Origin of the sequence: Collinsella sp. AM29-10AC (genome assembly GCF_003469085.1) — a bacterium.
GTDB lineage: Bacteria > Actinomycetota > Coriobacteriia > Coriobacteriales > Coriobacteriaceae > Collinsella.
In genome coordinates, this window is record NZ_QSKB01000006.1 from 70925 (window position 1) to 89760 (window position 18836).

Consider the following 18836-nt stretch of genomic DNA (forward strand, 5'->3'; position numbering starts at 1 on the left):
TGTAAGCGATGTCGTTGAATCTGGGCAGCCTGGGCATGGAAGATGCCTCGTTTAACTTTGGCGGTTCCTACATCATGGCGCTCGACTGCGGCACCACCTCGGTACTTGCGACCATCGTCGACGAGTACGGATGCATCGTCGCGCAGGCACGTCGCAGCGTCAAAACCAGCTTCCCGCGCCCTGGCTGGGTGGAGCAAGACCCCATGGCGGTGCTTGCCAGCCAGATCGCGGTCATGATGGAGGTCCAGTTTAAGAGCGGCATCCATTCTGACCGCATTGCCGCCATCGGTATCTCCAACCAGCGCGAGACCACGGTGGTGTGGGACCGCATAAGCGGCCAACCTATCTATAACGCCATCGTGTGGCAATGCCGTCGCACCGCACCTCTGATCGACGAGCTGGTCGAGCAGGGCGCAGAAGAGCTGGTGCGCTCCCGCACGGGGCTTACGCTCGACCCGTATTTCTCGGCCTCCAAGGTGCAGTGGATTCTCGATAACGTCGACGGCGCGCGCGAGAGCGCCGCGGCGGGCGACCTTATGTTCGGCACTATCGACACGTGGCTCATCTACAATCTCACCGGCGGTCAGGTCTTTGCTACCGACTACACCAATGCCAGCCGCACCGCGCTCTTTAATATCCATGCGCTCGATTGGGACGACGATCTGCTGGCGCTTTTCGACGTCCCGCGTTCCATAATGCCCGAGGTTCGTTGGAGCTCGGGCGATTACGGCCGCGTCGCGAGCGACATCATGACCAACATGCCACCCATCATGGGCGTGGCGGGCGACCAGCAGGCGTCGCTATTCGGCCACTGCTGCTTCCATCCCGGCCAGACCAAAAACACCTATGGCACGGGTTGCTTTATGCTCATGAACACCGGCGACGAGATCGTCGAATCCAAGAACGGTCTGGTCTCCACGATCGGTATCGCCGCTGACGGCAAGATCAGCTATGCGCTCGAGGGTTCTATCTTTGCCGCAGGCTCCACCATGAACTGGCTGCGCAACAACATGGGCATCATCTCGAGCGTGAGCGAGTCCGCGCAACTCGCCGCTTCGATCAACGACAACGAGGGCTGCTACTTCGTCCCCGCCTTCGCAGGCCTGGGCGCTCCCTGGTGGGACCCGCATGCTCGCGGTATCGTGTGCGGCCTGACCGGTGCCTCGAGTCGCGCGACCATTGTGCGTGCGGCCTGCGAGTCCATGGCCTATCAGAGTTATGACGTGCTGCGCGCCATGGAGCAGGACGTGGGACTTTCGATTGAGCGCCTGTCCGTCGATGGCGGTGCCTCGCGCAACGAGTTCATCATGCAATTCCAGGCCGATCTGCTGGATATCCCCGTGCTGCAGTGCGAGACGGTGGAGACCACGGCGATCGGCGCCGCGTACTTGGCGGGCCTTGCCGTCGGCTACTGGGAGGATTTGGAGGAGCTGGAGCAAAACGCTCAGATCGTCAAAATCTTCCATCCTCATATGTCCGCCGAGCGCCGCGAGCAAAACCTGGCGGGCTGGCGTGATGCCGTCAAACGCTCGCTCAGCACCGCTCAGTAGGGTTGCGACGGGGCACTCGATACAACAAACCGTTAAACTTATGCACGGCGCGCGGCAACAACGTCGCCGTGCGCCTTGTCAGCAAGGCCATCTTCCGGCCGCAACGAAAGGGGCTTCAACCCATGACCGTCACCTACGATACGTCCCGTGTGACCCTTGTCGATCACCCACTCGTCCAGCACAAGCTGTCGATCTTGCGCGACAAGAGCACCGGCACCAATCAGTTCCGCCAGCTCGTGCGCGAGCTTGCGCTTTTTGACGGCTACGAGGCCATGCGCGACCTGCCCATGGAAGACGTCGAGGTCGAGACCCCCATCACTGCCGCCACGTTCAAACAGCTCGCCGGCAAGAAACTCGCCATCGTGCCTATCCTGCGTGCGGGCCTTGGCATGGTCGACGGTATCCTCGACCTGGTGCCCTCTGCTCGCGTGGGCCACATCGGCATGGAGCGCGACGAGGTCACCCACGAGCCGCATGAGTATTACTGCAAGATGCCCAAGGATATCGACCAGCGCATCTGCCTGGTCGTCGACCCCATGCTCGCCACGGGCGGCTCGGCCGAGATGGCTATCAGCTATCTGCGCGAGCGTGGCGTCAAGGACATCCGCATGCTGTGCATCGTCGCGGCCCCCGAGGGCCTCAAGTCGCTGACCGAAAAAGATCCCGATGTGCATATCTATACCTGCGCCATCGATGACCATCTCAACGAGGCCGCCTACATCGTTCCCGGCCTGGGCGACGCCGGCGACCGCATCTACGGTACGCTCTAGTCGTTGGGCCTTGTCGGCTACGGTTACAAATACGAAGAAATGGTGCGCGCGGGCGAGCAAAAGTCGTCCACGCGCACTTCTGTTAACGGACGTTTTGCGCTGAGGGGTTCGAAAAAACGTATTACCGTACCTGCGGCATAAAGAAGGCCTTAAGAAAACGTACAGGTGCGTATTAACCGTTTGTTTTACGGTTGTACTTTAGCGATTGGCTCGTACAATAGTCACCAATGTTTGGCTGGGACTGTGCTGTGAGGCGTTAAAAAGGAAAGCGAGGAAGCCAGTGTTTCAGATAGCCGATCTGCTCGCTATCGTTGCAGGCGCCATCGCGGGCGCGATTGCCTTTCTCCCCTTTGTTTTTACGCTCAAGCCGGTTCTTGACGATAAACAGAATGCGGACATGCTCAGGGGCATGGTGAGTCTCGCGGTCTCGGCGATCGCGTTGCTTGTCTTTACCTTGGTTGTGTTTGCGTTGTTCGGAGAGGCATTTCGTATGTTCCTCCTGGGCGAGGCGATCGGCTTCGTGGCCTTTATGGCCGCCTGCACGGTTCGCGTCGCCAAGGCGCTGCGAGATCCTCATGAGGTCGAAAGGTAAGTCGTGGAAATTTTTGAAAAGCTGCCTGATGAGATTAATCATCTGGTCAGCGAGTTCAGCTCCACCCCTGTCGTGGGCGATTTGAGCTGCGGCATCACGCAGTACTCGTTTTGGCTGATCGTCTCCACGATCGTGCTCCTGATCGTCCTGGCCGTGTTCAAGAAGAAGCAGACCCTGGTTCCCAAGGGCTTCTTCGTCAACGGTTTCGAGTACATCATCGAGTACGTCGAGAACGATATCGGCAAGGGCGTCGTGGGTGAGAACTGGAAGAAGCACTTCCCGTTCCTGTGCTCGCTTTTCCTGTTCATCCTGATCAATAACATGATCGGCCTGATCCCGGGAATGAAGCCCGGCACCGGCGCAATCGGCTCCACCGCCGCGCTCGCCATCTTCGCCTTCGTGTACTTCATCTACTACGGATGCAAGGCTCACGGTGTGATCGGCTACATCAAGAGCCTCGCCCCGCAGGGCGTGAGCTTCCCGATGAACGTGCTTGTGTGGGTCGTCGAGCTTTTTTCGACCTTCCTGCGCCTCATCACGCTTGCCGTCCGTCTGTTCTGCAATATGTTCGCAGGACACGTGGTCATGGGCTCGTTCGCCATCATGGCGAGCATGTTCATGCAGCCGCTGCTTCAGCAGGTTTCCGCGGCCCACGCCGTCGGCGCCCTGCCTTCGCTGGCCTGGCTTGCCATTCTCATCCTGATCTATGCGATCGAGCTTGTGGTCGGCGCCATCCAGGCTTACGTCTTCACGGTCCTTACCGCCGTGTATGTCTCCGAGGCAGAGGAGGTCGCGGAGGAGGAGTAGACCTCCGTTCGCGCCTTAAAAGGTAAGGCAATTCGTTAAACCGCCGGTGCCCGTACCCATGGAGCCCGGCAGTTATAAAAAAGGTTATCCTGCGTGAAATAAGACACGCACGACAAAGGAGGAATCGTGGGAGTTATCGGTTACGGTCTCGGTGTTATCGGCGCTGGTCTTGCTATCGGCCTGTCTGCTCTGGGTGCTACGGGTGCTATGGCCCGTCAGCCTGAGGTCCAGGGCCGCGTGTTCACCGTCTTCATCATGGGCTCCGCCTTCGGCGAGGCTCTGGCTCTGATCGGCTTCGTTGTCGCGCTGATCGTTAAATAGCACGGAGCGTCAAGTATGAATCTTTCATCCCAGAAGAGCGCGATCGCACTCTCCGCGTCCGCGGCCGCGCTGCTCATGCCGGTTTCCGCGTTCGCCGAGGACGGCGCTGCCGGTGCGGACATCCTCATCCCTAAGATGGCGGAGTTCATCCCGGCGCTTATCGCCTTCCTGATCATCTGGATCGTGCTGGCCAAGGTCGCCCTGCCGGGCATCATGAAAACCATGGAGGAGCGCGGCAAGAAGATCGAGGAGAGCCTCGACGAGGCCGAGAAGACCAAGCAGGAGGCTATCGCCAAGCGCGCTGAGTCCGACTCGATCGTCACCGACGCCCGTCGTCAGGCTGCCGACATCGTTCTCGAGGCCCGTAAGGACGCCGAGTCCGAGCGCGCCCGTATCATCGAGGCTGCTCACAAGGAGGCCGAGGAGATCATCGCCAAGGCCCACACGACCGTCGAGGACGAGCGCAAGTCCATCTACGCCGGTGCCGCGAGCTCCATCGCCGACCTGTCCGTTGCCGTCGCCACCAAGATCGTGGGCGAGGCACTCGACGACGAGGCCGAGCAGAAGAAGCTCATCGAGCGCTACATCCAGGAAGCAGGTAGCCTGAATGCCGACTAGCCGCTATCAGGACAAGGTGCTCGAGACCTACGCGCGCTCCCTTCTGGAAGCCGCTAAGGCCGAGAACCATGTGTTCGAGGACCTCGAGATGATCGAGCGCCTGGCTAGCGCCAGCCCCGAGATCGTCGCCGTGCTCGACACCATGTCCAAGCGCGACCAGCTCGACCTTCTTCCCAAGGTGGCAGCTGCCTTTAAGTATGTTGCCGAGGAAGACGAGGATGTAGTGGGCGTGACCGTCACCACGGCGATCCCGCTCGACGACGAGCTGCGTCAAACCATCACTAAGAAATGCGAGCAGGACTTCGGCCGCAAGGTATTCCTTATCGAGCAGGTCGACCCGTCTATCGTGGGCGGCCTGGTGCTCGAGGCCCGCGGCGAGCGTCGTGACATTTCCGTCAAGACGCAGCTGCGCATCGCGCAGGAGACCCTCGCAAACTCTGCTAATTCGTACGGAGGTGAAGCCTAATGTCCGAAACCCTCAATGCCCAGGATATCGCCAAGAAACTGCAGGAGCAGCTCACGAGCCTCTCCGCGACGGTCGATACGCATGAGGTTTCAACGGTCGACGAGGTAGGCGACGGCATCGCGCGCGTCTCCGGCCTCAAGAGCGCCATGGCAGGCGAGCTTCTGGAGTTCAAGAGCTCCGATACCGGTGAGACCGTCTTCGGCCTTGCCCAGAACCTTGACCGTGACGAGGTCGGCGCCGTTCTGTTCGGTGCCGTCGACGCCATCAAGGAAGGCGACGAGTGCCGCACCACTGGCCGCATTATGGATATCCCTGTAAGCCGCGCCATGCTCGGCCGCGTCGTCAATCCGCTCGGCCAGCCTATCGACGGTTTGGGTGACATCGTCGCCACGCACCGTCGCCCCATCGAGTTCAAGGCCCCCGGTGTCATCGACCGTAGCCCGGTGTGCGAGCCGGTTCAGACCGGCCTGTTGGCTATCGACTCCATGGTGCCTATCGGCCGCGGTCAGCGTGAGCTCATCATCGGCGACCGTAAGACCGGTAAGACCGCCATTGCCATCGACGCTATCCTCAATCAGCGCGGCAAGGGCATGGTTTGCATCTATGTCGCCATCGGCCAGAAGGCCTCCACGGTTGCTAACATTCGCGAGACCCTCGCTCAGCACGGTGCGCTCGACTACACCATCATCGTTTCGGCCACCGCTGCCGATTCCGCCCCTATGCAGTACATCGCGCCTATGGCCGGTGCCGCTATCGGCGAGTTCTTTATGTACAACGGCGAGGACGGCAAGCCCGCCAGCGAGACCAACCCCGGTGGTCACGTGCTCGTCATCTACGACGACCTGTCCAAGCAGGCCGTGGCATATCGTCAGATGTCGCTGACGCTGCATCGTCCGCCCGGACGCGAGGCCTATCCTGGCGACATCTTCTACCTGCACTCTCGTCTGCTCGAGCGTGCCGTCAAGATGTCCAAGAAGAACGGCTACGGCTCAATGACGGCACTGCCGATCATCGAGACTCAGGACGGCGACGTTTCGGCCTACATTCCGACCAACGTCATTTCCATTACCGATGGTCAGATCTACCTGCAGTCCGAGCTCTTCTTCCAGGGCCAGCGCCCGGCAGTCGACGTGGGCATTTCCGTGTCCCGCGTTGGTGGCGACGCACAGACCAAGGCCATGAAGCAGGTCGCCGGCAACCTTCGTCTGGACCTCGCTTCGTACCAGGAGCTCGCTGGCTTTACCCAGTTCGGCTCCGACCTTGACGAGGCTACTCAGAAGCAGCTGACCCATGGTGCCCGCATGACCGAGCTCCTTAAGCAGCCGCGTTATAAACCGTTTGAGGTTGGCGAGCAGATCGTTGCGCTGTTCGCTGGCAACGAGGGCTTCCTGGACGACCTGGAGATCGCCGATGTGCTGCCTTTCCGTGCCGAGCTCATCGAGTACATGGACAATGGCTTTGGCTCGCTGCTCGACAAGGTTCGCGCCAAGAAGATTGACGATGACACCAAGGCTGAGCTCCTGCGCGTCATCGGTGACTTCAAGCAGCAGTTCATGGCCAAGCACCATGCCGATACGACTGGATCAGAGGAGAACTAAGCCCTATGGCCAACCTTCGCGACATTAAGAAGCGAATCTCCTCGGTTACCACGACCAAGCAGATCACGCGCACGATGGAGATGGTCTCTACGGCCAAGATCCGTCGTGCCCTCGATCGCTCCAAGCAGGCCGAGCCCTATAAGGAGGCGCTGACCGACGTCATGTTGACGGTCGCCGGCGACGCCTCCTGTTCGGGCACCGATCCCATGCTGCAGAAGCATGAGAGCGTCAAGCATGGCCTGATTGTCGTTATTGCCTCGGACCGCGGCCTTGCCGGCGGTTTCAATACGACGGTGGAGCGCACGGCCGAAAAGCTCGCCGCTTCTTGGGCGAACGATGGCATCGAGTGCGAGATCATTGCGTGCGGACGCAAGCCGGCCACGTATTTCCGCGACCGCGCAAACGTCGTCATGCACTTTGAGGGCAATTCCTCCGAGCCCGATTTTAATCAGGCTCGCATGATTTCCTCTCATATCTGCGATGCGTATCGTGCCGGTGAGCTTGACCGTGTCGAGCTTGTCTATCACCACGCCAAGAACCGCGTGGATCAGGAGCTTCGCGTCGAGCACTTGCTGCCGCTCGATCCCGAGATGATCGCTATGGCCCACGGTCCGCGTAAGAACGAGACCGACGCCCCTAAGCGCATCTCGTCCACGTTCGAGTTCGTGCCCTCTCCCGAGCATGTTCTCGGCAAGCTTGTACCGTCGTATATCCTGACGGTCATCTACCAGGCCCTGATCGATTCGGCGGCCGCCGAGCAGGGTGCACGCCGCAAGGCCATGCACTCCGCGACGGAAAACGCCACCGCGATCATCTCGACCCTTACCCGCACGTATAGTCGCGTGCGTCAGGCTTCGATCACGACCGAGATTAACGAGATCGTCGGCGGAGCCTCAGCATTGGAGGAACAGTAATGGCTAATAACACCGTAAAGCTTGCGGTCGAGGAAGCCACCAAGAAGACGACTGCCGGTGATGGTCGCATCGTGCGTATCATCGGCCCTGTCGTCGACGTCAAGTTTGACGGTGCGGTGCCCCCGATCTACAACGCGCTCACGGTCGAGGCCGAGACCCCGATCGGTCACCTGAGCACGATCCTCGAGGTTGAGAGCCAGCTTCCGGGCGGCGTCGTCCGCACGGTCGCCATGTCCTCGACCGACGGTCTGCAGCGTGGTCTCATCGCCACCGATACCGGTGAGCCCATGAAGATGCCCGTTGGCCCCAAGACGCTCGGCCGCATTTGGAACGTCATGGGCAAGCCTGTCGACGGCAAGCCCATGCCCGAGGTGGAGGAGTTCTATCCCATCCACCACGCAGCACCCCGCTTCGACGAGCTCACCACCAAGACCGAGATCTTCGAAACCGGCATTAAGGCCGTTGACCTGCTCGAGCCCTACATCCGTGGCGGCAAAACGGGTCTGTTCGGCGGCGCCGGCGTCGGCAAGACCGTTCTGATTCAGGAGCTCATCAACAACCTCGCCCAGGAGCACGGCGGCACCTCGGTGTTCACCGGTGTCGGCGAGCGTACTCGTGAGGGCACCGACCTGTTCCTCGAGATGAGCGAGTCTGGCGTTATCGACAAGACCTGCTTGGTCTATGGTCAGATGAACGAGCCGCCCGGAGCGCGTCTGCGCATCGGTCTGGCTGGCCTTACCACCGCTGAGTACTTCCGCGATCGCGGCCAGGACGTTCTGCTGTTCATCGACAACATCTTCCGCTTCTCCCAGGCCGGTTCCGAGGTTTCCGCACTGCTGGGTCGTATGCCGTCCGCCGTCGGTTACCAGCCTACGCTGGCTACCGAGATGGGTGACCTCCAGGAGCGCATTACCTCGACCAAGACGGGTTCCATTACCTCCGTCCAGGCTGTCTACGTCCCTGCAGACGACCTGACCGACCCGGCGCCTGCCACGACGTTTACGCACCTGGACGCCACTACGGTTCTTTCGCGTAGCATTTCGTCGCTCGGTCTGTTCCCGGCTATCGACCCGCTCGCGTCTTCCTCCGACGCTCTCGATCCCTCGATCGTCGGCGAGGAGCACTACCGTGTCGCCGTCAAGGTCCAGGAGCTCCTGCAGGAGTACTCCGACCTTCAGGACATCATCGCCATTCTGGGTATGGACGAGCTGTCCGAGGAGCAGCGCCTTACGGTCAACCGTGCCCGTAAGATCCAGCAGTTCCTTTCCCAGTCCTTCCACGTCGCCGAGAAGTTCACCGGCAACCCCGGTGTCTACGTCCGCGTCGAGGATACCGTCCGCTCCTTCGCCGAGATTGTTGACGGCAAGGCCGATGACCTGCCCGAGCAGGCATTCCGCTATGCTTCCACGATTGAGGACGTGCGCGAGCGCGCCCGCAAGATGGGGGAGAAGTAGGTTATGCGTATCCGCATCGTGTGCCCCGTGAGCTGCGCCTATGAGGGCGACGCTGCGTTTGTGTCGATTCCGTCAACGGATGGTGAGTTTGGCGTTCTGCCTGCTCACTCCAGCGAAATCTGCACAATCGACCGCGGTTACGTTCGCGTTTCCGATAAGGCCATGGGCACTGTCGACCACACGTTTGCCGTGGCCGGCGGCTATGCCCAGGTTGCGGACGATGTCGTGACCGTCCTCGCCGAGCGCGCTTGCGATTTGGCGACCGTCGACGCCGATAAGGTTAAAGCTGATATTCAAGGTTTTGAAGAGAAGCTGGGTAATTTGTCGGAGGATGATGCACGCCGCGCCTACCTCTATAATGAAATCGCATGGTGTAAGCTCAAGCTTGCCCAATAGTCAAACGTTTTAGCGTTCGACCATTTGCGAACACATCATGCCCGGGATGGCCCAGCCACCCCGGGCATGCTTTTTGAAAGGGTAGACCTTGGATATTATCCGCGTTGAGGGTGGCCACGCCATCGGAGGCTCCGTGCCCGTCTCGGGCGCCAAGAACTCCGCGCTCAAACTCATGGCGGCAACGCTTCTGGCGCCGGGCAAGACGACGCTGCAGAACGTGCCCGATATTTCCGATGTTCACGTGATGGGCAAGGTGCTCAAGGGCATGGGCGCTACGATCGATGTTCTCGACGAGCACACGCTCGAGATTGATACCTCTCAGGTCGATTCATGGGAGGCCCCCTACGAGCTCGTTGCCAAGATGCGCGCTTCCACCGCCGTCATGGGACCCCTGCTGGGCCGCTTCCATCGCGCCAAAATTGCCATGCCGGGCGGCTGCAACCTGGGTGCTCGCAAGATCGATATGCACATTCTTGGTCTTGAGGCCCTGGGCGTTGAGTTCGATACCGCCCACGGTTACATCAACGCTAATGCGCCCCAAGGTCTGCGCGGTACCACCGTCACGCTCGAGTTCGCCAGCGTCGGTGCGACCGAGAACCTCATCATGGCCTCTGTGCGCGCACAGGGCACCACGGTTATCGACAATGCCGCCCGCGAGCCCGAGATCGTCGATCTCGCTAACATGCTCAACGAGATGGGCGCCAAGATTGTTGGCGCTGGTACGCCCGTCGTGACTATCGAAGGCGTGGAAGAGCTCCATCCCGTTACCCATCGCGTGGTGGGCGACCGCATCGAGGCCGGTACCTTTATCGTTGCCGGTGCGTTGATGGCCGACGATCGCGGTGTCGATGTCACGGGCTTTTGCCCCATTCACTTGGGCATGGTGCTCAAGAAGATGGAGCTTATGGGTATCGACTGCGAGCGCGTCGAGGATGGCGTCCATGTGAACCGTGCCGAGCGTATCAAGCCGGTCGACATCCAGACGCTTCCGTTCCCCGGTTTCCCGACCGACATGCAGGCGCAGATTATGGTGCTCTCCGCCCTTGCCGACGGCAGTTCTGTTATTACCGAAAACATCTTCGAGAATCGCTTTATGTTTGCCTCTGAGCTGGTGCGTATGGGTGCCGACATTCGTATCGAGAGCCATCATGCCATGATTCATGGCGTCAAGGGCTTCTCGGGTGCACAGGTTACCTCGCCCGATCTGCGCGGCGGAGCGGCCCTCGTCGTAGCGGGCTTGATCGCCGACGGGACGACCGAGGTTTCGGCTATCCATCACATCAAGCGCGGCTACGAGCAGTTTGTCGAAAAGCTGCAGGCGCTTGGCGCGCATGTCGAGCATGCTACCGTCCCCGATCCCGTCATCTACTAATACAGGTTGCCTATGTTTAATAAAAAGCCCCTCGCGGATACCACCACCCGAAGACCCTCAACTGGTGCGCAGGCCAAGATCTACAGTCGCGATAACGTGGCTCGCTATTCCGAGCGCGCTCGCCAACGTCGTCGTAGCCACACGATTCGTCACGTCGCGCTCATTGTCGTGCTTGGCGTGCTGCTGAGTGCCACTACCGCTGCCGGCCTGTGGTTTGCCACCATTATGGGCAAGCTCGGCGATTCTAATGTCATTACTGACAATCTGCGTCGGGTTCTGGTTGACACCGATGAGGCAAAGGATCCGTTCTACGTGCTGCTTCTTGGCACCGACGGCCGTCCGGGCGAGGATACGTATCGTGCCGACTCGATTATCCTGGCACGCATCGACCCCACGCAAAAGCAGGCGACGCTCATTTCCGTTCCGCGCGACACCAAGGTCGAGTACAAGGGCGAGACCATGAAGATCAACGCCTGCCATACCGTTGGCGGCGCCGAGGCCATGGTCGAGGCGGTCAACGAGCTGTGCGGTGTTCAGATTTCCCACTATGCCGAGGTCAGCTTCGACGGAATGCAGGCGCTGATTGATTCGGTTGGCGGTATCGACATTAACGCAACCGATGATGTTGACGACCCCGAGCACCTGGATATTAAGATTACCGCTGGCCAGCAGCATATGGACGGTGCCACCGCCCTTACCTATGCCCGCTGCCGCTACACCTATGCCGACGGCGATTACACACGCATGCGCCACCAGCGTCAGGTGCTTGGCGCCCTTGCCAACCAGATTCTCAATAACTTCGATGCCACGAAGATCTTTGGCCTGGTTAATTCGCTGTCCGATATGCTCGTAACCGATATGAGCGTTCAGGATATCGTGGCTACGGTCAACGCCATGCGCGGTATGGATGTCGACGGTATCTACTCGGCCAACCTGCCCTCGTACGCCGACGACAGCACCATGATCGACGGTGTGAGCTACGTCTTTGTCTACGAGGACGAGCTCAAGGAAATGATGGAGCGCGTCGATGCCGGCAAGGATCCCAAGGGTCCCAACACCATGGGTCTTTCCGACGGTTCCAGCTCTACGATCGGTGACCTCAGCAACAACACGTCTGACGACTACGCAAACGGTACCGCAACCTCATCGGTCAGCTCTGACGATTCCGACGATTCGAGCGACAGTTCCGATTACTACGAAGAGCCCACCGGCGACGGCAACGGCTACGAGGCCAATTATTAGGGTTACGCGGGCTTACCAGCCCGCGTAACCAGTTGACGCTGCAAACCCGCCAGAGCGGCAATCTGCCTTTCAACTTCGGCGGCATGATCAAAAGATCAATGCCGCCTCGTTTCAAGGCACCTTGCTCGCTCTGGCGGGTTTTCGCTGTCGTTGCCAAAACATCGGCGTTGCCTTGGTCCGGACTAGTCGTTGGGTAGTCATTGGGGACGTTTTTAAACGACTAGTCAAACAAGAACCTCCCCAATGACTACCCACAAAGCGAGAGTGGATGTCGTCATTTTGCGGCACTTGGGGACGTTCCTTTTGTGCCGGCAGTTTGGGACACTCCTTGCGTTAAGAGGCTGGCGTGCGTCAACCTGTTCTCATTGCAGCAAAAAATCGCCCCGTTCTCGGTTGAGGACGGGGCGATTCGTCTTTTGGACTTGTGCAGCCAGGCTTATGCAAAGCGGGCGACGAGCTCCTGGAGCACGTCGGTCATCTTGACGAGCGAACTGACCGGGACGAACTCGTTGACGCCGTGGTAGCAATAGCCGCCGGTGGAAAGGTTGGGGCAGGGCAGACCGCGGAACGACAGCTGAGCGCCGTCGGTGCCGCCACGAATCGGCAGCACTTGGGGCTCAACGCCGCAGGCAAGGTAGGCTTCCTTGGCAACATCAATAAGCTCGGGATAGTCACGAACGATCTCGGCCATATTTCGATACTGCTGCTTAATCTCGACTGTCACGCGCTCCTCACTCAGACGCTGGTTGAGCATCGAGGCGGCGGCATCAATAAGGTCGAGTTTCTGCTGGAACTTGGCGGCATCGTGATCACGGACGATATAGCGCGCCGTGGCATGGTCGACCGTTGCCGAGACGCCCTCAAGGTGACAGAAGCCCTCGTAGCCCTCGGTGTATTCCGGACGCTGCTCGTAGGGGAGCAACGCGTTGAAGTCGCAGAACAGATTGCCTGCGTTGACCATACGGCCCTTGGCGTCGCCCGGGTGGATGGACTGGCCCTCAAAGCAGACGGTCGCCTCGGCGGCGTTAAAGCACTCCCACTCCAGCTCGCCGATGGGGCCGCCGTCGACCGTGTAGGCGTACTTGCAGCCAAAGGTATCGATATCCAGCAGCTCGGCTCCGTGGCCGATCTCCTCGTCAGGGCAGAAGCAAATGCCGAGTGCGGGATGGGGCAGAGAAGGGTCCTGAGCGATACGCGCGACAAGCGACATGATCTCGGCGACGCCTGCCTTGTCGTCCGCGCCCAGCAGCGTGGTGCCATCGCTGCAGACCAGGTCCTCACCCGCGAGGTCGTTCAGGGCGGGAAGCTTGGCGGTGCTCATGGCAACGGGCTTACCGTCAACCGTGCCGCAGACCAGGTCGCCGCCCTCGTAGTGTACGATGTGCGGCTTCACGCCGGCGCCCGGTGCAACTTCGGTGGTGTCGAGATGGGCGATCAGGCCCAGGGCGGGCTTGTCCTCAGCGCCCGCACTTGCGGGGATATGCGCGCAGACATAGGCATGCTCGGTCACGTGGGCATCTTCCGCACCAAGCTCGCGCAGCTCTTCAGCTAGCACGTTGGCAAGATCAAACTGAACGGCGCTCGAGGGTACCTGGTCGCAGTTTGCATCCTCGGACTGCGTGTTGATCTGGACGTAGCGCAAAAAGCGCTCGAGGACATCGGGGTTTGTGGTGGTGTTTTCCATAAAGATCGCTCCAATCTTGGTCGTCGTGTGCAACAAGAACTCTAGCACGGTATGCCACGGCATACCGCGACGCTTGGATGGGGTAGAATCAGCCATTGAATGCAGAAGGGACGGAAGATCATGGATACGACAAATAGCTCGCGCGAACTACATCTGACGGTGGCGAACGAAGACTACTTGGAGTGCATGGTTCGCATTGAAAGCGAAGAGGGGGAAACCAACGGCGTGCGATCGGTCGACATCGCGCAGCGCCTTGGCGTCTCCAAGGCATCGGTCAATAAAGCGGTTTCGGCGCTCAAGGCATCCGAGCTTGTCGAGCAATCGCACTATGGCAAGGTAATCCTGACCGATCGCGGCCGCGAGGTTGGCACGGCTATCTGGTACCGTCATCGCCTCATCCGCACGTTTTTGGTTCAGGAGCTCGGTGTCGAATTTGAGCGAGCCGATTCCGAGGCCTGCATGATGGAGCATGCGCTATCCGAGGACACGATGAGCCGCTGGCTCGCCTATCTCGAAAAGCAGGGAATCAGCGTCGAGGAATAGCGGGATATATATGGATACGAGTTATTACAACCGCTTTGGTGCCGAGGAACTTACGCGCCGCTTGTCGAGCGAGACCTTGTTGGCGCAGGGCCCCATGGGCAGTGTTCTGTTGAGTGAGTACGATGCCGCCGACATTCCACCGGCGTTTTGGAATCTGGCGGAGCCGCAGACCGTTTCTCGTATCCATCGCTTGTATGTCGCCGCCGGCGCGCAGGTGCTCATTACCAACACCTTTCAGGCATCAAGCTATGCCCTCAAGCACGACCAGATTGCGCCGTCCGTGGCGGAGGTCAATCGCGGGGCCGTCGACGATGCTCGCCAGGCGCACCCTCAGCTGCTGCTGGGCTCGATGGGCCCGATCGGTATTGAGTGGTTTGCCGAGGACTCTGCCGAGTATCGTGAAATCCGCGGCATTGCGCGCGAACAGGCGCACGCCTTGCTCAATGCCGGCGTTGACGGTCTGCTGATCGAGACGGTGACGTCTATCCGTAATCTGCAGCCCATGCTTGCCGGCGCCCGAGATGCCGCCGACGGCATGCCTGTCCTGGTGAGTTTTGTCGTTGACGATAAAGGCGACCTGTTGGGCGATGGCCTCAACATCGAGGCAGCCGTTTTGTACGCCGAAAAACACGGCGCAAACTCGGTTGGTGTTAATTGCTGTTCGCTTGCGGCCGCGAACGCGGCGGTGCCCAGGATGGTTGCATCGGCGACTACTCCCGTCACGGTGCGTCCCAACGTGGGCGATCCGGTCCAGACTCAGGATGGCCCCGTATGGCACGAGAACCCAGAAGCTTTCGCGCGCGCATGCATCGAATGGAGACATGCCGGTGCCGCAATGGTGGGCAGTTGCTGTGGAACCACGGCAATCACTACGGCAGCGATGGCCGAGGCGCTCGATATATAAAGGTCGAAACCGCTCCATACGGGGCGGTTTTTTTATTGCTTGCACATCGGCGGTAGCATTTGCCCAAATGGTGAATGCCGGTTTTGGCAGGTTGCTGGGCGAGCGTTGCGGGTATACCCCATGCGTACCATGATCCAAACACTGTGAGGTGTCTGCGCGTGTGCGCGATAATTCATTTTGGAACTGACGGTTGGCGCGCCCGCGTCGACGACGACTTTACCGTCGACAACGTTGCCCGCATTGCCGATGCCGTCGGCGAGTTGTGGCAAAAGATCAATCCAGGCAAAACAGTATATATAGGGTTCGACACCCGGCCGCAGGCGCGCGAGTTTGCTGAGCTTGCGGCAGGCGTGCTTGCCGCTCACGGATTGGACGCAGTGCTCGCATCTCGGCCTGTTCCGACCCCCGCCCTTACGTGGGCGGCGGCGTATGACGGCGAGGCCTGCGGTGCGCTCATGGTGACGGGATCCCATCATCCGCAGGGGTATCTGTGCCTTAAGCTGCGCATGGGAGATGGCTCGACGGCCAATCAGGATGTCATCGAAGAGCTCGAAGAGACTATGGCCCCCGAGCCGATGGGGATCGAGGAACGCTATCGCACCGCGGATATTATTCCTGACTATATGCAGGCGGTGGCATCGTTTGTCGATGCCGAGGCCATTCGAGCCGCTCACCTGCGTGTGGTAGTTGACCCCATGGGCGGCGCGGCCCAGGGATATCTTGCCGACCTGCTGCGGGAGCTAGGCGTCGAGGTGCACGAGATTCATGCCGGACAGTCGTCCGATCAAGAGGACATTTGCCCCGACCCTGTTGAGCCGTGGGTGGACGCTTGCGAGCGTGCGGTTGTCGAGGACGGGGCGTGCGCAGGCCTGGTGACCGACGGCGATGCCGACCGTATCGGTGCGGTCGACGAACGCGGTAGATATATTCATCCGCATCAAATCATGGCGCTTGTTTTGGGCGACCTCGTTCAATTCCGCAATTTGGAGGGGCGTGTCGTCGTCAATCTCTCGTGCTCGACGCTCGTGCGTCGCATTGCCGAGGCGCTTGGCTGTCGTGTGACCGTTAAGCCGGTCGGTTTCAAATATATAGCTGCAGAGATGAAGAAGGGCGGCGTCCTCATGGGAGGCGAGGAGGCCGGCGGTATCGGCATCGCCGCGCATATGCCTGAGCGTGATGGAATCCTTGCTTGTCTGATTCTGTGTGAGCTTATGGCAAAGACGGGCGCGCCTTTGGGCGTTTTGGTCGATCAGCTCGAGGCCAGTTTTGGTAAGACGAGCTATGGGCGTCGCGATTTGCGCCTTGAGGCCGAAGACGCCGAATCGCTGCGAACGCTGCTTCCTGGCATGAATCCTAAATCGATTTGCGGCAAGGCGCCGCAGGCTGTAAGCCATATGGATGGTTTACGTTTGGCATTCGAGGATGACACCTGGCTGCTGATCCGCCCCAGCGGGACCGAACCGGTGGTTCGCGTATACGCCGAGGGGTTCTCGGTGGAGGAGCGCGATGAGTTGCTCGATGCCGGCTGTGCCTTGGCTAAGGGAGCCTATCAGCTTTAGCCATATGACGCTTCACTATAAAGAGGCCCTCGGTGAGCGGTAGAGAACGGCTGGCAAACGTAAGCAGGGTTTTAATATGTGTAGGAAATGTGTGCTCCCAGATTCCCGCCCCCGGCGCCCCTCCGGTCTGGCAATATATCTCCTTGCCGCGCGGCCCGGTCGGACCGGATCAGCCGCACAGCGTGCACCTTGAGAACCGGATACTGCGAGGATGGACACATTCAGTGTCGCATCCGGGCAGACATCGAACCATTTGAAATGGTCTAACTTGGATTTGTTTTTCGCAAGGCCGCCGAGAGGCGGCCCCGAGAAATTCCTTTTCCTATACTAAAACCATATGAATCGAACGGAACCGATCAGCGATGGACTGAGAGGACCGGACGGGCTCGAAGCCCAGAATATTTTGGACGGAGAGTTCGATCCTGGCTCAGGATGAACGCTGGCGGCGCGCCTAACACATGCAAGTCGAACGGCACCCCTCTCCGGAGGGAAGCGAGTGGCGAACGGCTGAGTAACACGTGGAGAACCTGCCCCCTCCCCCGGGATAGCCGCCCGAAAGGACGGGTAATACCGGATACCCCGGGGTGCCGCATGGCACCCCGGCTAAAGCCCCGACGGGAGGGGATGGCTCCGCGGCCCATCAGGTAGACGGCGGGGTGACGGCCCACCGTGCCGACAACGGGTAGCCGGGTTGAGAGACCGACCGGCCAGATTGGGACTGAGACACGGCCCAGACTCCTACGGGAGGCAGCAGTGGGGAATCTTGCGCAATGGGGGGAACCCTGACGCAGCGACGCCGCGTGCGGGACGGAGGCCTTCGGGTCGTAAACCGCTTTCAGCAGGGAAGAGTCAAGACTGTACCTGCAGAAGAAGCCCCGGCTAACTACGTGCCAGCAGCCGCGGTAATACGTAGGGGGCGAGCGTTATCCGGATTCATTGGGCGTAAAGCGCGCGTAGGCGGCCCGGCAGGCCGGGGGTCGAAGCGGGGGGCTCAACCCCCCGAAGCCCCCGGAACCTCCGCGGCTTGGGTCCGGTAGGGGAGGGTGGAACACCCGGTGTAGCGGTGGAATGCGCAGATATCGGGTGGAACACCGGTGGCGAAGGCGGCCCTCTGGGCCGAGACCGACGCTGAGGCGCGAAAGCTGGGGGAGCGAACAGGATTAGATACCCTGGTAGTCCCAGCCGTAAACGATGGACGCTAGGTGTGGGGGGACGATCCCCCCGTGCCGCAGCCAACGCATTAAGCGTCCCGCCTGGGGAGTACGGCCGCAAGGCTAAAACTCAAAGGAATTGACGGGGGCCCGCACAAGCAGCGGAGCATGTGGCTTAATTCGAAGCAACGCGAAGAACCTTACCAGGGCTTGACATATGGGTGAAGCGGGGGAGACCCCGTGGCCGAGAGGAGCCCATACAGGTGGTGCATGGCTGTCGTCAGCTCGTGTCGTGAGATGTTGGGTTAAGTCCCGCAACGAGCGCAACCCCCGCCGCGTGTTGCCATCGGGTGATGCCGGGAACCCACGCGGGACCGCCGCCGTCAAGGCGGAGGAGGGCGGGGACGACGTCAAGTCATCATGCCCCTTATGCCCTGGGCTGCACACGTGCTACAATGGCCGGTACAGAGGGATGCCACCCCGCGAGGGGGAGCGGATCCCGGAAAGCCGGCCCCAGTTCGGATTGGGGGCTGCAACCCGCCCCCATGAAGTCGGAGTTGCTAGTAATCGCGGATCAGCATGCCGCGGTGAATGCGTTCCCGGGCCTTGTACACACCGCCCGTCACACCACCCGAGTCGTCTGCACCCGAAGTCGCCGGCCCAACCGTCAAGGGGGGAGGCGCCGAAGGTGTGGAGGGTGAGGGGGGTGAAGTCGTAACAAGGTAGCCGTACCGGAAGGTGCGGCTGGATCACCTCCTTTCTAGGGAGATAAATCTTCTAGAGAGACAAACTTTAACTCGAATAGAGGGCAGGAGCCCGTCCGGTTGATGTCCGCCAGGATAAGTCCCCGCAGCACCCGGTCCCCGGGGTCGCACCCGCGTACCTTGAGAGCCGC

At 60.3% G+C, this 18836-nt stretch carries 17 protein-coding genes and 1 rRNA gene; 17 read left to right on the forward strand and 1 reads right to left on the reverse strand.

Annotation, left to right across the window (positions count from 1 at the left end):
- Positions 1 to 8: 8 nt before the first annotated feature.
- The 13 genes from glpK (at position 9) to DW754_RS03300 (ending at position 12100) form a co-directional block, all read left to right on the forward strand.
- Complete coding sequence (glpK, locus tag DW754_RS03240) at positions 9 to 1550, forward strand: glycerol kinase GlpK (protein WP_117758461.1); 1542 nt, start codon at positions 9 to 11, stop codon at positions 1548 to 1550.
- A gap of 122 nt (positions 1551 to 1672) precedes the next feature.
- Entirely contained in the window at positions 1673 to 2320 is a 648-nt protein-coding gene (gene upp / locus DW754_RS03245) for a uracil phosphoribosyltransferase (protein WP_117758462.1), read from the forward strand.
- Positions 2321 to 2600: 280 nt separating this feature from the next.
- The gene (locus DW754_RS03250) at positions 2601 to 2912 is read left to right on the forward strand and encodes a hypothetical protein (RefSeq protein ID WP_117758463.1); all 312 of its coding nucleotides are present in this window, start codon (positions 2601 to 2603) and stop codon (positions 2910 to 2912) included.
- A 3-nt stretch (positions 2913 to 2915) separates the two neighbouring features.
- Positions 2916 to 3719, forward strand: coding sequence for a F0F1 ATP synthase subunit A (gene atpB / locus DW754_RS03255; RefSeq protein ID WP_022094263.1), 804 nt, complete (start codon positions 2916 to 2918; stop codon positions 3717 to 3719).
- Positions 3720 to 3845: 126 nt separating this feature from the next.
- Positions 3846 to 4040, forward strand: a complete 195-nt coding sequence (locus DW754_RS03260; RefSeq protein WP_022094262.1) for an ATP synthase subunit C — start codon at positions 3846 to 3848, stop codon at positions 4038 to 4040.
- 15 nt (positions 4041 to 4055) lie between these two features.
- The gene (gene atpF, locus DW754_RS03265; RefSeq protein WP_117758464.1) at positions 4056 to 4658 is read left to right on the forward strand and encodes a F0F1 ATP synthase subunit B; all 603 of its coding nucleotides are present in this window, start codon (positions 4056 to 4058) and stop codon (positions 4656 to 4658) included.
- Positions 4648 to 5124, forward strand: coding sequence for a FoF1 ATP synthase subunit delta (locus DW754_RS03270; protein ID WP_117746942.1), 477 nt, complete (start codon positions 4648 to 4650; stop codon positions 5122 to 5124). Before atpF ends, DW754_RS03270 begins: the two co-directional genes overlap by 11 nt.
- Positions 5124 to 6722: a F0F1 ATP synthase subunit alpha gene (gene atpA, locus DW754_RS03275; protein ID WP_117758465.1), complete on the forward strand. Its 1599-nt coding sequence runs from the start codon at positions 5124 to 5126 to the stop codon at positions 6720 to 6722. The genes DW754_RS03270 and atpA overlap by 1 nt, the downstream gene beginning before the upstream one ends.
- A 5-nt stretch (positions 6723 to 6727) precedes the next feature.
- A complete protein-coding gene (atpG, locus tag DW754_RS03280) occupies positions 6728 to 7636 on the forward strand; it encodes an ATP synthase F1 subunit gamma (protein ID WP_006235716.1) in 909 nt (302 codons plus the stop codon).
- Entirely contained in the window at positions 7636 to 9090 is a 1455-nt protein-coding gene (gene atpD / locus DW754_RS03285) for a F0F1 ATP synthase subunit beta (protein ID WP_006235717.1), read from the forward strand. Before atpG ends, atpD begins: the two co-directional genes overlap by 1 nt.
- Before the next feature lie 3 nt (positions 9091 to 9093).
- A complete protein-coding gene (gene atpC / locus DW754_RS03290) occupies positions 9094 to 9486 on the forward strand; it encodes an ATP synthase F1 subunit epsilon (RefSeq protein ID WP_117630038.1) in 393 nt (130 codons plus the stop codon).
- Between the two features lie 88 nt (positions 9487 to 9574).
- A complete protein-coding gene (murA, locus tag DW754_RS03295; protein WP_035138796.1) occupies positions 9575 to 10858 on the forward strand; it encodes a UDP-N-acetylglucosamine 1-carboxyvinyltransferase in 1284 nt (427 codons plus the stop codon).
- Positions 10859 to 10870: 12 nt separating this feature from the next.
- Positions 10871 to 12100, forward strand: a complete 1230-nt coding sequence (locus tag DW754_RS03300) for an LCP family protein (RefSeq protein WP_055252480.1) — start codon at positions 10871 to 10873, stop codon at positions 12098 to 12100.
- A gap of 436 nt (positions 12101 to 12536) precedes the next feature.
- Here the strand turns inward: DW754_RS03300 and pepT are convergent, their stop codons facing one another.
- Positions 12537 to 13784, reverse strand: a complete 1248-nt coding sequence (gene pepT, locus DW754_RS03305; protein ID WP_117736597.1) for a peptidase T — start codon at positions 13782 to 13784, stop codon at positions 12537 to 12539.
- Between the two features lie 120 nt (positions 13785 to 13904).
- On the opposite strand from pepT, the gene DW754_RS03310 reads away from it, so the two are divergent.
- The 4 genes from DW754_RS03310 to DW754_RS03325 all read left to right on the forward strand — a co-directional run bounded on the left by DW754_RS03310 (position 13905) and on the right by DW754_RS03325 (position 18701).
- Positions 13905 to 14327 carry a metal-dependent transcriptional regulator gene (locus tag DW754_RS03310; protein ID WP_040359600.1) on the forward strand — a complete coding sequence of 141 codons (423 nt, stop codon included), beginning with the start codon at positions 13905 to 13907 and terminating at the stop codon, positions 14325 to 14327.
- Between the two features lie 10 nt (positions 14328 to 14337).
- Positions 14338 to 15231 carry a homocysteine S-methyltransferase family protein gene (locus DW754_RS03315; RefSeq protein WP_035138801.1) on the forward strand — a complete coding sequence of 298 codons (894 nt, stop codon included), beginning with the start codon at positions 14338 to 14340 and terminating at the stop codon, positions 15229 to 15231.
- Positions 15232 to 15389: 158 nt separating this feature from the next.
- Positions 15390 to 16790, forward strand: a complete 1401-nt coding sequence (locus DW754_RS03320) for a phosphoglucomutase/phosphomannomutase family protein (protein ID WP_117758466.1) — start codon at positions 15390 to 15392, stop codon at positions 16788 to 16790.
- A gap of 404 nt (positions 16791 to 17194) precedes the next feature.
- A 16S ribosomal RNA gene (locus DW754_RS03325) occupies positions 17195 to 18701 on the forward strand.
- Positions 18702 to 18836 lie beyond the last annotated feature (135 nt).

Excerpts from the sequence above, each read along its gene's own strand:
- DW754_RS03310 (WP_040359600.1), top strand. The coding sequence starts at position 13,905 with ATGGATACGACAAATAGCTCGCGCGAACTACATCTGACGGTGGCGAAC.
- atpA (WP_117758465.1), top strand. The coding sequence starts at position 5,124 with ATGTCCGAAACCCTCAATGCCCAGGATATCGCCAAGAAACTGCAGGAG.
- glpK (WP_117758461.1), top strand. The coding sequence starts at position 9 with ATGTCGTTGAATCTGGGCAGCCTGGGCATGGAAGATGCCTCGTTTAAC.
- upp (WP_117758462.1), top strand. The coding sequence starts at position 1,673 with ATGACCGTCACCTACGATACGTCCCGTGTGACCCTTGTCGATCACCCA.
- atpF (WP_117758464.1), top strand. The coding sequence starts at position 4,056 with ATGAATCTTTCATCCCAGAAGAGCGCGATCGCACTCTCCGCGTCCGCG.
- DW754_RS03315 (WP_035138801.1), top strand. The coding sequence starts at position 14,338 with ATGGATACGAGTTATTACAACCGCTTTGGTGCCGAGGAACTTACGCGC.
- atpG (WP_006235716.1), top strand. The coding sequence starts at position 6,728 with ATGGCCAACCTTCGCGACATTAAGAAGCGAATCTCCTCGGTTACCACG.
- DW754_RS03270 (WP_117746942.1), top strand. The coding sequence starts at position 4,648 with ATGCCGACTAGCCGCTATCAGGACAAGGTGCTCGAGACCTACGCGCGC.
- atpC (WP_117630038.1), top strand. The coding sequence starts at position 9,094 with ATGCGTATCCGCATCGTGTGCCCCGTGAGCTGCGCCTATGAGGGCGAC.
- DW754_RS03300 (WP_055252480.1), top strand. The coding sequence starts at position 10,871 with ATGTTTAATAAAAAGCCCCTCGCGGATACCACCACCCGAAGACCCTCA.
- pepT (WP_117736597.1), bottom strand. The coding sequence starts at position 13,784 with ATGGAAAACACCACCACAAACCCCGATGTCCTCGAGCGCTTTTTGCGC.
- atpD (WP_006235717.1), top strand. The coding sequence starts at position 7,636 with ATGGCTAATAACACCGTAAAGCTTGCGGTCGAGGAAGCCACCAAGAAG.